Origin of the sequence: Aureimonas sp. Leaf427 (genome assembly GCF_001425485.1) — a bacterium.
In the GTDB taxonomy this organism is placed as follows: Bacteria; Pseudomonadota; Alphaproteobacteria; order Rhizobiales; family Rhizobiaceae; genus Plantimonas.
The window spans coordinates 582,698-594,643 of sequence record NZ_LMQW01000012.1 but is presented as its reverse complement, the minus strand read 5'-3'; the positions used below and the strand labels follow the sequence as shown (position 1 = coordinate 594,643).

Genomic DNA, 11,946 nt, shown 5'->3' with positions numbered 1-11,946 from the left:
AATTTCAAACAGGCGGAGATTCTCAGGCGGGCCGGCGATAGACGATGACGCGGGCCGGCGGCAGGTTCAGCTTCACCCAGGGGCTCAGCTCGACCACGGCGCCGAGCCGTTCGGGCTTCACCGGCAGCGTCAGCGCATAGGAGAACTGGATGAAGGGATGGCCCGGCGCGACGCTGGCGAGCGCCTTGCCGATCAGCGCCTCGCGCATCGCGTCCGGCTTGGTGAAGAGCGGCAGGCTGGAGACGACCGTGCCGATGCGCCGCCCGGCCAGCGCCGCCTCGGCCTCCAGCGCATAGGCGTCGCCCTCGACGATCGTGGCCTTGGGAAAGCGCGCGCGCAGGAGACGGCAGAACTCGGCGGAATATTCGATGAGGACGAGACTCTCCTCCCGCACCCCGCGCTCGATCAGCATCTGCGTCACGACGCCCGTGCCCGGGCCGAGCTCCAGCACCACCTCGCCCCGCTCGATCGCCGCATCCGGCACGAAGCGCGCCATGGCCCGGCCGAGCGCGCGCGAGGACGGCGAGACCGCGCCGGTCACGAAGGGACGCTTCAGCCAGCCTCGGAAGAACCGGGCATCGTCCTTGGAGCGGTTGCAGGGATCGTCGGCGAGGCGGCGGGAGGGAAGGGCTGACATGGCGTTGCGATCGAACTCCGTCCCATGGGCAAGACGCCCCTTCGCCGAGGCGATCGAGCGACCGCCCCATGCGCCTTCCCTAGCGACGATGCGTGTCGGGAAAGCGACATGGCGGGACATTTAGTCGAGCCGGAACCGGAAGAGAACCACCTTTAAACTTTTGCATGCCGCCCACCGGTCGATTTTTCTCCGGATGGGTGCGGAAGGCCCGGTCCTGCGAGGGTTTGCAAAGGTGCGTAGCCTATCCTCGAAGGCCGCCGATACATCCGGCGCAAAGGCCGGACGGCATGCGTCGAAGGCGATCGTTATCCGGCGATCCGCATCGACTGCAGTTCTTGCAGGGTCATCATCCCGGCCTCGTCGCAGTAGCGATCGAGCGTCGCGGTCTCTTCCTTGTCGAAGTGAGGATCGGACTCTGGATGCACCTGCATCGCTTTGAATCGCTTGCTGAACCGGTCCCACTCGCCCTCCATCCAGGCGGACGGCAGGCCCCGGCCATTCAGCTTCGCGAGAATTTGGATGGCACGAACCGGCGTGCCGTTCGGGCTCAGGCTCTCGACCAGAAAGTCGTTCAGGCGTGACTGCCAGCCGGGACCCTTCGACTTGAAGCGCTGGATCACGTCGGGATCGAAACGGATGGTCACGGACTCCTTGGTCGGCCGCTTGGCCGGTCCTCGCTGACCCGGCCTGCGCTTCGGCAGCACGGCCATCAACTCCGCCGGCAGTACCTCGGCAGCCGGCCGAAAGCGCTTCATGTCCTCGACGGTCAGTTCGCGAACCTCGCCGTCCCTATCGGTCAGGGGTCTCTCGCTCATATCGACCTACCTCTCGATCGTTGGCCTTGCGGAAGGAAATGACGCGGACACCGCCCTCGATCGGCGTGAAGCAGACGACGTGCAGGCGGGCACCGATGAAGCCGAGAGCAACGAAGCGGCGCTCGGGATAGTCCTTCCGAATGTCCTCGGAGAATGCCGCCGAGGACCAATCGAAGTCCGACACCATGCCGAAGGGGAGGCCGCGCTCCGCCGCGTTGCGATCGCTCTTGGCAGGGTCGAATTCGATCCTCACGAGCTTTTTGTACATACGAAACGCGAGAGGCGCAATAGCTTTTTGTCAGTACGATTAAATTTGAGGGTCGTAAGGCTCGTCGTCGATGATCTCCTACAGGAAACGGACAATCCGTTCGCTTCCGAATAGGCGGGGCATCCATCCGACAGCGCAGACCGGCTCCGACACAGACAGGGATGTAAGTCGAACCGCCCGGCGAAATTTTCAGGCCTCGCCGGGCGCAAGCCTTTCAGGTTTCGCCGAGACCTTCGAAGAAGTCCTTCATGCGGGCGAAGAAGCCGGTGGACTGGGGGGAGTTGTCGGAGGAGGAGATCTGCTCGAACTCCTCCAGGAGTTCGCGCTGGCGGCGCGAGAGGTTCTGCGGCGTCTCGATCTGCACCTGGATGAAGAGGTCGCCCGTCTGCGGCGAGCGCAGGACCGGCATGCCCTTGCCCTTCACGCGGAACTGCTTGCCCGACTGCGTGCCGTCGGGAACCTTCACGCGCGTCTTGGCGCCGTCGAGCGTCGTCACCTCGAACGAGCCGCCGAGCGCGGCGGTCGTCATGGAGACCGGGACCTTGCAGAAGAGATCGGCGCCGTCGCGCTGGAAGAACTCGTGCGGACGCACGGAGAGGAAGATGTAGAGATCGCCCGCAGGTCCGCCGCGCAGGCCCGCCTCGCCCTCGCCGGCCAGCCGGATGCGCGTGCCGTCCTCGATGCCGGCCGGGATGTTGACCGAAAGGTTGCGCTCCTCGGGCAGGCGGCCCTCCCCGTCGCAGGCCGTGCAGGGATCGGCGATCATCTCGCCGCGCCCCTGGCAGGTCGGGCAGGTCCGCTCGATCGAGAAGAAGCCTTGCGCGGCGCGCACGCGGCCGACGCCGCCGCAGGTCGGGCAGGCCTTGGGCGCCGAGCCGGGCTTGGCGCCCGTGCCGTTGCACACTTCGCACTGGATGGTGGTGGGAACGCCGATCTCGGCGGTCTTGCCGCCGAAGGCCTCTTCGAGCGAGACCTCCATGTTGTAGCGAAGGTCCGAGCCCCGCTCGCGCCCGCCGGAGGAGCCCGCGCGCCCGCGCCGCTGGCCCATCATCTCGCCGAAGATGTCGTCGAAGACATCGGCCATGGACGAGCCGAAATCGCCGCGGAACCCGGCGCCGCCGCCGTTCTGGAAGGCGGCATGGCCGAACCGGTCGTAGGCCGCCCGCTTCTGCGGGTCCTTCAGGACCTCGTAGGCCTCGCCGAGTTCCTTGAACTTGGCCTCCGCATCCGCGTTTCCGGGATTGCGGTCGGGGTGGAACTGCATCGCGAGCTTGCGGTAGGCGGTCTTGAGGACCTTCTCGTCGCAACCTTTCGCGACGCCGAGCATCTCGTAATAGTCGGCCTTCATCGGCTTCGTGTCCGTCGTGTCTGGCGGTTCAAGTCGGGGCGGCGGCGGCTCTGCCCTGCGGCGGCGCACCAGCCCCGATGTGGTGACGCATCCCGCGCGTTACCATAGCGCAAGGCCCGAAGGAACGGCCCAGCTTCGAACCTCTCCGGACTGTGGTTTTCAGGCCGAGGCGATCGTGGCCGGGGAGGGCGCGCGCCCCGCCGAGGCGAGGAAGGCGCCGAACCGGCGCTCGAACCAGCGCTCGGAAGCGAGCGCCACGAGAACGGTCGCGATCATCGGCAGCAGCCAGAAGGCGTAGAAGCCGATCGTCTCCATCGGCTGCACGGCGCGCTTCCAGAGGATCGAGAAGAAGATCGTCTCCATCACCGGATGGATGAGATAGATCCCGAAGGAGACGCGCGCGAGCGGCATGAGGAACGCCAGACGCCGCGTCGAGTCCGGTCGCGCCGTCTCGGCGAGCGCGGTCAGGAGCATGGCGAGGGCAAGGCCGGCCAGCGCGATGTAGCCGCTCCACTCGCAGAGCATGGCCGTCAGCGCGAAGCCGAGCGCGGCGAGCCCCGGGGCGTGCGAGGAGACCTCGAAGGGCCGGCGTGCGAGAAGGCTGGCGACGATCGCCCCGATCGTGAAGTCGGCGAAGGCGCGATAGGCGCCCGACGAGTCCGCCTCCAGCCAGTTTCCGTTTGGAAACAGGCCGTTGCGCCCGGCGATCTCGAGTCCCGCGATCCAGATCGCCAAAAGGGCGAGGAGGCCGACGAGCCCCGCGCGCTTGGCGACGAAAACGATCAGCGGAAAGAGCGCGTAGCAGAAGAACTCCGCCCCGATCGACCAGGACGGATAGTTGAAGGCGAGCACGTCCTCCAGCCCCAGCGCATGCAGCGCCAGGAGGTGGAGCGGCAGATAGGCGAGGTTCCAGCGCTCCGGCTCGGTCGTCTCGACGAGGCCGAGCGCCACCGCGACGCCGATCGCGGCGAAGAAGGTGAGGGTCGCCAGATGCAAGGGGTAGAGCCGCGCGACGCGCCGTTGCAGGAAAAGCCCGTAGTCGCGCGGCGTCGAAACTTTGCCGGCATAGCGGCCGGCGATCAGGAAGCCCGAGATCATGAAGAACATGTCGAGAAGCGGCAGGAGCCGGCGCAGCGCGTCGATATAGACCTCGCCGCCGGGCGGCGCGAAGTAGAGATAGTGATAGGCCATGACGAGGATCGCTGCGGTCAGGCGCCAGCAGTCGAAGATCCGGTAGTGCATCGCCTGGAATCCTCGCGCGGCTCCACAACCAGATCCTGGATGCGCTCGACGCTCGGAGAATTACTATGCCGAGATTAAGGTCGGGTTTCGCGGAACGAGCGCTTTCGCGGCGTTCGCGGCGCAGGACGCCGACGAAAAAGGCCCCGGCGGTGTCCCGCCGGGGCCTTTCGAACTGCTAGGCCGAAGAGATCAGGCCGACTTCTTGCGCTCGTCGTCGACTTCCTCGAAGTCGGCGTCGACCACGTCGTCCTTGTCGCCGGTCGGCTGGGCGGCATCGTCCGCCTGCTGGTTCTGCGCGGACTCGTACATGGCCTGACCGAGCTTCATCGAGGCCTCGGCGAGCGTCTCGCTCTTGGCCTTGATCGCGTCGACGTCGGGCTCGGAGGCTTCCAGCTCCGTCTTCAGACCGGCGATCGCGACCTCGATCGCGCTGCGGTCATCGGCGGAAACCTTGTCGCCATAGTCCTTGAGCGACTTCTCGGCCGAGTGGACGAGGCTTTCCGCCTGGTTCTTGGCCTCGACGCCCGCACGGCGCTTCTTGTCGGCGTCGGCATTCGCCTCGGCTTCCTGCACCATCTTTTCGATATCGGCGTCGGACAGGCCGCCGGAAGCCTGGATCGTGATCCGCTGCTCCTTGTTGGTGCCCTTGTCCTTGGCCGAGACGTTGACGATGCCGTTGGCGTCGATGTCGAACGTGACCTCGATCTGCGGCACGCCGCGCGGTGCCGGCGGGATGCCCTCGAGGTTGAAGCGGCCGAGGGACTTGTTGTCCTGCGCCATCTCGCGCTCGCCCTGGAAGACCTGGATGGTCACGGCGTTCTGGCCATCCTCGGCGGTCGAGAAGACCTGGCTCTTCTTGGTCGGGATCGTCGTGTTGCGGTCGATCAGGCGCGTGAACACGCCGCCCAGCGTCTCGATGCCAAGCGAAAGCGGGGTCACGTCGAGAAGGAGCACGTCCTTCACGTCGCCCTGGAGCACGCCGGCCTGGATGGCGGCGCCCATGGCCACGACCTCGTCGGGGTTCACGCCCTTGTGGGGCTCCTTCCCGAAGAGCTGCTTCACGACCTCCTGCACCTTCGGCATGCGGCTCATGCCGCCGACGAGAACGACCTCGTCGATATCGGCCGCGGTGAGGCCGGCATCCTTCAGTGCCGACTTGCAGGGGCCGACGGTGCGCTGCACCAGATCGTCCACCAGCGCCTCGAACTTCGAGCGCGTCAGCTTCATCGTCAGGTGCTTCGGGCCCGAGGCGTCGGCCGTGATGAAGGGCAGGTTGATCTCGGTCTGCTGCGAGGAGGAGAGCTCGATCTTGGCCTTCTCGGCGGCTTCCTTCAGGCGCTGAAGAGCGAGCTTGTCGTTCTTCAGGTCGATCCCCTGGTCCTTCTTGAACTCGGCCGCGAAGTAGTCGACGAGGCGCATGTCGAAGTCCTCGCCGCCGAGGAACGTGTCGCCGTTCGTGGACTTCACCTCGAAGACGCCGTCGCCGATCTCGAGCACGGACACGTCGAACGTGCCGCCGCCCAGATCGTAGACCGCGATCGTCTTGCCGTCGTTCTTGTCGAGACCGTAGGCGAGCGCTGCCGCCGTCGGCTCGTTGATGATGCGCAGGACGTCGAGGCCGGCGATCCTGCCGGCATCCTTGGTCGCCTGGCGCTGGGCGTCGTTGAAATAGGCGGGAACGGTGATGACGGCCTTCTCGACCTTCTCGCCGAGATAGGCTTCCGCCGTCTCCTTCATCTTCTGCAGGATCATGGCGGAGATCTGCGAGGGCGAATACTTGTCGCCTTCCGCCTCGACCCAGGCATCGCCATTGTCGGCGCGCACGATCTTGTAGGGCACGAGGCCCTTGTCCTTGGCGACCGTCGGGTCGTCGTAGCGGCGGCCGATCAGGCGCTTGACGGCGAACAGCGTGTCTTCCGGATTGGTCACGGCCTGACGCTTGGCGGGCTGGCCGACGAGACGCTCGCCGCCATCGGTGAAGGCGACGATCGAAGGCGTGGTGCGCGCGCCTTCCGCGTTCTCGATGACCTTCGCGGTCTTGCCGTCCATGACGGAGACGCAGGAATTGGTCGTGCCGAGGTCGATGCCGATAACCTTAGCCATTGGGCTCTCCTTCTTGAGCGAACCGCCCGGACCCTCGATGAGGCGTTTGCGGGGCGGTCCCTGGAAACTTTGAAAAACGATTGTGTTGGCGGGGGTTCGGGTGGCCGAGCCCGCCGCGACTGGTTGGGTATATATGAAGACCCTCAAAGTCGCGCAAGACGGCGGTCGCAGCGAGGCTGAGCCAAGGCTTCAGCCGTGGCCGCAAGGGTTCCGACGGAACTCGTTTTCCGGCCTCGACCTTCGATAGGCAGGACCGGGTCTTTGCCGGAACCTGGCATGGTCGGGCGTCCTTACGGTCTCATCACGGAGCCGGCATCGCGCCTGCGATCCCCTCGGCTCCTTTCACGGGAGACCTTCATGAACAGCATCATCTATTTGATCGGGCTGATCGTGGTCGTTCTCGCCATCTTGTCCTTCCTGGGTATCGGCTGAGGAGACCGTCATGACATCCGACTTCGAAAAACGACCAGAGGGCTGGACGGGAACGACCGGCTCGCCCGAGGGCGACATGCGGTCTGCGACCGCCGGCAACACGCAGAGCGGCTACGGCCGACCCGCAGCGTCCGGTGACAGGCTGCCGACCGTCGATACCGCCTTCGGGCAGCGCGGCTATTCCGGGCAGGACACGTCCGGCGGGGCCGGGCAGACGGGATCGGCCGGCGCGGAGAAGGACCGCTTCGCCAACGCCGTCGACCGCGAGACCGGTTCCGCCAGGGCGGAACTAAGCTCCGCCACTGAATCGGTGAAGCAGGGCGTCTCCAGCCTCGGCGAGACCGCCCGGGAGAAGGCCGCGGAAGGCGTCGAGAAGGGCAAGGCCCAGCTCACCTCCAGCATCGGCGACTTCGCCGCCGCCGTGCGCAAGGCCTCCGACGAACTCGGCGAGCGCGACCAGTCCATGGCGGCCGGTCTCGTGCGCGAGGTCGCGAACGGCCTGGAACAGGCGACCGGCGCCATCGAAGGCCGGAGCCTTCAGGACCTGTCGCGCTCCGTCGCCTCCTTCGCCCGCCGCCAGCCGACGACCTTCCTCATCGGCGCGGCCTTGGCCGGCATCGCGCTCGGCCGCTTCGCCCGGGCCTCCGGCGAGCACGAGCAGGGCTCGCCCGCTCGCGGGCGCTCCGAATGGGACGACGGCCGACGCTACGGCAGGTCGGGGTCCGGCCGCGATGGCCCGAATCGCACCGACGACGATCTCTACCGCAACGACGGCGGTGCAGTCCGCGGCTCCGAGGGTCGGTCCTATGCCGGCGGCAGCGCCGCCTCCACGCCCGTATCGCCTCCGGTCTCGGCCGGCACGGCGGCACCCCGCTCGACCTTCTCCGGCGCCTCCACCCATGCCGGTTCGGCTTCGCCCGCCGCGACCTCGCCGGACAAGGCTCCCGCCGAAGGACCGAGCGGCGCCGTGCTCGGCCATGGCTCGGGCTCGTTCAACCCAGAGGGAGGCCGCGATGTCCGTTGAGCCACGCGAAACCAAGTCCATTCCCGACCTTCTGGCCGATCTCATGCGGGAGGCGACCGACCTCTTCCGCTCGGAAGGCCAGCTGATCCGGTCGGAACTGTCGGACAAGATCACGCAGCTTCAGATCGGCGGCGGTTCCTTGGCGGCGGGGGCGATCTGCCTCCTCGTCGCGCTGATCACGCTGACCGCCGCGCTCGTCACGGCCGTCTCCAAGATCGGCGATCCCGACATCGGGCCCGGCTGGGCCGCGCTCATCGTGGGCATCGGCCTCGCCGTCGTCGGCATGCTGCTTCTGGCCAAGGGCAAGAAGGACCTCGAGCCCTCCAACCTCACGCCCACCCGCACCGCGCGTCAGCTCGGCGAGGACGGCAAGCTCGTGAAGGATCAGATCCGATGAGTCTCGAAACCGACAAGCTCGAACGCGAGGTCGAGAACCGCCGCTCTAGCGTCGAGAGCACGATCGACGCGCTGCGCAACCGCATGTCCGTCGGGCAGATCTTCGACGAGGTGCAGGGCTACATGAAGGAGGGGCAGATCACCGAGCTGTCCCAGAATCTCGGCCGTCAGGTCCGGGACAATCCTTTGGCGCTCGGCCTCGTCGGAGCCGGCATCGCCTGGCTTCTGATGGGCGACGGCGTTCGCGGGGCCGGCCGGCGCGTCGCCGACCGCTTCGAGAGCGACGATCCCGCGCCCTATCCCGACTACGCCTCCGTCGCCGGCCGACGGGAGCGCTATGCCGAACCCGCGCCCTATCGTGTCGGCGGCGCCTCCGGCTCGATCGGCCGCTCGGCCTATCCCGACCGGGATCGCGACGGTCCCGGCCTCGTCGATCGCGCCAAGGATGCGGTGATGGGCGCGGCGGAGAGCGTCGCGGACACGCTGTCCTCCGGTGCTTCCTCCGCCTCGTCGGGCGTCTCTTCGGCGGCCGGCAGCCTTCGGGACGGCGCGTCCAGCCTTGGCGACACCGCGCGGGCCTATGGCCATGATGCCGCCGATGCGGCGTGGCGGGCCGAGCAGGCGGCGGTGGACCGCGCCCGCTGGGCCGCGGACGAGGCGCGGCGCCTCGGCAGCCGCGCGCGCCGCACCTTCCTCGACACGCTGCAGGACGAGCCGCTCGTCATCGGCGCCGTGGCGCTGGCGATCGGCGCGGCGATCGGCGCCTCGCTGCCCTCGACCCGGATCGAGGACGAGTATCTCGGGGACGCCCGCGACAACCTGCGGGACCAGGCCTACGACTACGGCAAGGGCGCCGTCGAAAGCGCCCGCCATGTCGCCGAGGAGACCGTGCGCGCCGCCGGCGAAGAGGCGGATGCCAAGGGCCTGAAGCCGACCGGCGAGGGCGAGACCTTCGCCGAAAAGGTCTCCGGCGTCGTCAGGACGGCGGCCGAGACGGCGAAGTCCGAGGCGAAGAAGGAAGGCCTTGTCTGAGGCTTTCCACGAGGCGAACGTGAGAGAAGGCGGGCACCCGGTCGGGTGTCCGCCTTCTTCGTAAGGGTCGGCGGCGAGCCGGCCGGAAGTGCCCGAACGCTCAACCCCCGAAGAAATCCTTGAACAGCGAGCGGTCGCTCGGGCGTCCGCCGCCGTCGACCGGGCCTTCGAGGACGGCGCCGGAGGGCACGCGGCCTTCGAGGACCACGTCGGGCGGCAGCTGGTCGCGGCGCACGACGCGGGTCGTCGGGCGGCGCGGGGCGATCTCCTCGGCCGGGCGCATCGGCTCGCCCTCGTAGCCGGGATCGCCGGGCAGCGGCTCGACGCCGTAGATATCCTCCGGCGTGATCTCGCGGCGCGGTTCTGGCTCGACCTCGCGGGCGGCATAGGGATCGGCGGAGCGTGCTGGCGCGGGCGCGGCGCCTTCGGCCTCGTAGGGCTCCTCGTAGGGATCGGTCGCCGGCGGCATGCCGCGCGGATCGGGCGCGACCTCGCTGTCGTCGTAGAAGCCGCCGGAGCTTTCGCCGGTCGAGGCGGTCAGCGGCGCCGGCTCCTGGCCGTCGTCGTAGCCGCCGGGCAGTGGCATGGCGGGCAGGCCTTCGTGCGCGGCTTCCATGAAACTGTGCCAGACGACGGCGGGCAGCGTGCCGCCCGTCACCTTCTTCATCGGCGCGCCGTTGTCGTTGCCGAGCCAGACGCCGGTCGTGAGATTGGCCGTGTAGCCGACGAACCAGGCGTCCTTGAAATCCTGCGTCGTGCCGGTCTTGCCCGCGACCTGCCAGTCCTTCAGCTGCGCCTTGCGGCCCGTGCCGGAGGTGACGACGCGGGTCAGCATGGCGTTCATCATGCCGACGATCTCGGGCGCGACGATCACCGGCGGCACGTCCGCGCCGCGCTCGTAGAGAACGGTTCCGTCGACGTCGGTGATGCGGTTCACCAGATGCGGCTTGGCGAGATAGCCGCCATTGGCGAAGGGGGCGAAGGCGCCGGTCAGCTCCAGCAGCGAGACCTCCGACGTGCCGAGCGCGATCGAGGGATTGTCGATGATCGGCGAGGCGATGCCCATCTTCTGCGCCGTCTGGATGACGGCGGCGGGCGAGACCGCGACGGTGAGCTGCGCGGCGATCGTGTTCAGCGAATGGGCGAGCGCGTCGGCCACGGTCACGGGGCCGCGGAACTTGTTGTCGTAGTTCTGCGGCGACCAGTTGCCGATCTGCGTCGGCTGGTCGTTCACGACCGTGTCCGGCCGCCAGCCCTGTTCGAGCGCGGTCTCGTAGACGAAGGGCTTGAAGGCCGAGCCGGGCTGGCGCTTGGCGTCGACCGCGCGGTTGAACTGGCTGGTCGCATAGTCCCGGCCGCCGACGATGGCGCGGATCGCGCCCGTGCCGTCCACCGAGACGAGGGCGCCCTGGCTGACATTCTGCTTGGCGCCGTCGATGGTGGCGGAGATCGCCTTCTCCGCGTCCTTCTCAAGGCCGAGATCGATCGTGGTCTCCACGACGACGTCCGTCTTCACGTCGCCGACCAGGGCCTTGATGTCGCGCATCACGAGATCGGCGGCATAGTGCTCGGCGCCGGTCCAGTAGGAGCGCGCCTTCGTCGCCTTCTGGGCCTTGGCCGCCTCGTATTCGGCCTGATCGATCAGCTTCTCCTCCAGCATGGCCTGGAGGACGATGTCGGCGCGCGCCTTGGCGGCGTCGGGGTCCTTGGCGGGGGAAAGGCGGGAGGGGGCCTTCAGAAGGCCGGCCAGAAGCGCGGCCTCGCCGAGCGTGACCTCCTTGGCCGACTTGTTGAAATAGCGCCGCGCCGCCGCCTCGACGCCCGTCGCTCCCGAGCCGAAATAGACGCGGTTGAGATACATTTCCAGGATCTGGTCCTTGGAGAAGCGCGTCTCCAGCCAGAGGGCGAGGATCACCTCCTGGATCTTGCGCTCGATGTTCTGGTCCGGCGTCAGGAAGACGTTCTTGGCGAGCTGCTGGGTCAGCGTCGAGCCGCCCTGCACGGTCGCGCCGGCCTGCGCGTTCTCGAAGGCCGCGCGCAGGATGCCGAGCGGATCGATGCCGAAATGGGAGTAGAAGCGCCGGTCCTCGATCGCCATGACGGCCTGCGGAATATAGGGGCTCATCTCGTCGAGAGAGACCGCCTCGCCGCCGGTGAGGCCCCGATTGGCCATGAGATCGCCCGTCACCGAGACGATCTTCACGTTGGGCGGCCGATCCGGAACGGCCCAGGCCTCCTGCGGCAGCTTGATCGCGAAATAGGCGAGAAGGCCGACGAGCGCGATGCCGCCCCAGAGGCAGACGGTGAAGGCGATGCGCACGAAACTGCCGAAGAAGCCGCGCCGGGCGCGCTGCGGGGGCTTTTCGCCGCCCCCGTTGCCGCCGCCGCCGAAGAAGAAGCGCCGCTTCTCGCGCGCCTCGGCCCGGTCGGGGCCGGCATCCGCCTTGGGGCGGGCACGACGGCGGGGGGCATCCGTGCCGGCGGCGGAAACGGCGCGGTCCTCCGCCGTGATGCGCAGCGCGACCTCGGCCTCGCGGCCGCTCCCGAAGCTCGGTTCGATGCGTTCGCCCTTGCGCCGTGCGACCATGCCGTCTTTCGCCCTTCATGAGGCCCGTTCGATGGGGCCTCCGTCACGTCGACGAAACCGAT

Annotated in this window: 10 protein-coding genes; 3 read left to right on the top strand and 7 right to left on the bottom strand. The window is 67.9% G+C overall.

Annotated elements, in window-relative coordinates; genetic code table 11:
• Positions 1 to 22: 22 nt before the first annotated feature.
• The 6 genes from ASG62_RS10975 to dnaK all read right to left on the bottom strand — a co-directional run bounded on the left by ASG62_RS10975 (position 23) and on the right by dnaK (position 6,413).
• On the bottom strand, positions 23 to 637 hold the full coding sequence (locus tag ASG62_RS10975; protein WP_056689112.1) for a class I SAM-dependent methyltransferase: 615 nt from the start codon (positions 635 to 637) through the stop codon (positions 23 to 25).
• A gap of 305 nt (positions 638 to 942) precedes the next feature.
• Positions 943 to 1,452 carry a BrnA antitoxin family protein gene (locus tag ASG62_RS25480; RefSeq protein ID WP_082536911.1) on the bottom strand — a complete coding sequence of 170 codons (510 nt, stop codon included), beginning with the start codon at positions 1,450 to 1,452 and terminating at the stop codon, positions 943 to 945.
• The gene (locus ASG62_RS10965) at positions 1,427 to 1,720 is read right to left on the bottom strand and encodes a BrnT family toxin (protein ID WP_200944634.1); all 294 of its coding nucleotides are present in this window, start codon (positions 1,718 to 1,720) and stop codon (positions 1,427 to 1,429) included. Before ASG62_RS10965 ends, ASG62_RS25480 begins: the two co-directional genes overlap by 26 nt.
• A gap of 214 nt (positions 1,721 to 1,934) precedes the next feature.
• A complete protein-coding gene (dnaJ, locus tag ASG62_RS10960; RefSeq protein ID WP_056689109.1) occupies positions 1,935 to 3,068 on the bottom strand; it encodes a molecular chaperone DnaJ in 1,134 nt (377 codons plus the stop codon).
• Positions 3,069 to 3,227: 159 nt separating this feature from the next.
• Positions 3,228 to 4,310 (bottom strand): acyltransferase family protein, encoded by a 1,083-nt coding sequence (locus ASG62_RS10955; protein WP_056689106.1) that lies wholly within the window; start codon positions 4,308 to 4,310, stop codon positions 3,228 to 3,230.
• Positions 4,311 to 4,499: 189 nt separating this feature from the next.
• A complete protein-coding gene (gene dnaK / locus ASG62_RS10950; RefSeq protein ID WP_056689104.1) occupies positions 4,500 to 6,413 on the bottom strand; it encodes a molecular chaperone DnaK in 1,914 nt (637 codons plus the stop codon).
• Positions 6,414 to 6,855: 442 nt separating this feature from the next.
• Here dnaK and ASG62_RS10945 point away from each other — a divergent pair, with 442 nt between their 5' ends.
• The 3 genes from ASG62_RS10945 to ASG62_RS10935 are packed head-to-tail and all read left to right on the top strand — an operon-like array spanning position 6,856 to position 9,297.
• Positions 6,856 to 7,869, top strand: coding sequence for a hypothetical protein (locus ASG62_RS10945; RefSeq protein WP_056689101.1), 1,014 nt, complete (start codon positions 6,856 to 6,858; stop codon positions 7,867 to 7,869).
• On the top strand, positions 7,859 to 8,266 hold the full coding sequence (locus tag ASG62_RS10940) for a phage holin family protein (protein WP_056689098.1): 408 nt from the start codon (positions 7,859 to 7,861) through the stop codon (positions 8,264 to 8,266). Before ASG62_RS10945 ends, ASG62_RS10940 begins: the two co-directional genes overlap by 11 nt.
• Positions 8,263 to 9,297 (top strand): DUF3618 domain-containing protein, encoded by a 1,035-nt coding sequence (locus tag ASG62_RS10935; RefSeq protein ID WP_056689095.1) that lies wholly within the window; start codon positions 8,263 to 8,265, stop codon positions 9,295 to 9,297. Before ASG62_RS10940 ends, ASG62_RS10935 begins: the two co-directional genes overlap by 4 nt.
• 100 nt (positions 9,298 to 9,397) lie before the next feature.
• Here ASG62_RS10935 and ASG62_RS10930 read toward each other — a convergent pair whose 3' ends face one another.
• On the bottom strand, positions 9,398 to 11,884 hold the full coding sequence (locus ASG62_RS10930; protein ID WP_056689092.1) for a transglycosylase domain-containing protein: 2,487 nt from the start codon (positions 11,882 to 11,884) through the stop codon (positions 9,398 to 9,400).
• Positions 11,885 to 11,946: the final 62 nt, after the last annotated feature.

Coding starts and splice junctions, on each gene's coding strand:
- ASG62_RS10935 (WP_056689095.1), top strand. CDS start 8,263: ATGAGTCTCGAAACCGACAAGCTCGAACGCGAGGTCGAGAACCGCCGC.
- dnaK (WP_056689104.1), bottom strand. CDS start 6,413: ATGGCTAAGGTTATCGGCATCGACCTCGGCACGACCAATTCCTGCGTC.
- ASG62_RS10940 (WP_056689098.1), top strand. CDS start 7,859: ATGTCCGTTGAGCCACGCGAAACCAAGTCCATTCCCGACCTTCTGGCC.
- ASG62_RS10965 (WP_200944634.1), bottom strand. CDS start 1,720: ATGTACAAAAAGCTCGTGAGGATCGAATTCGACCCTGCCAAGAGCGAT.
- ASG62_RS10975 (WP_056689112.1), bottom strand. CDS start 637: ATGTCAGCCCTTCCCTCCCGCCGCCTCGCCGACGATCCCTGCAACCGC.
- dnaJ (WP_056689109.1), bottom strand. CDS start 3,068: ATGAAGGCCGACTATTACGAGATGCTCGGCGTCGCGAAAGGTTGCGAC.
- ASG62_RS10955 (WP_056689106.1), bottom strand. CDS start 4,310: ATGCACTACCGGATCTTCGACTGCTGGCGCCTGACCGCAGCGATCCTC.
- ASG62_RS25480 (WP_082536911.1), bottom strand. CDS start 1,452: ATGAGCGAGAGACCCCTGACCGATAGGGACGGCGAGGTTCGCGAACTG.
- ASG62_RS10945 (WP_056689101.1), top strand. CDS start 6,856: ATGACATCCGACTTCGAAAAACGACCAGAGGGCTGGACGGGAACGACC.
- ASG62_RS10930 (WP_056689092.1), bottom strand. CDS start 11,884: ATGGTCGCACGGCGCAAGGGCGAACGCATCGAACCGAGCTTCGGGAGC.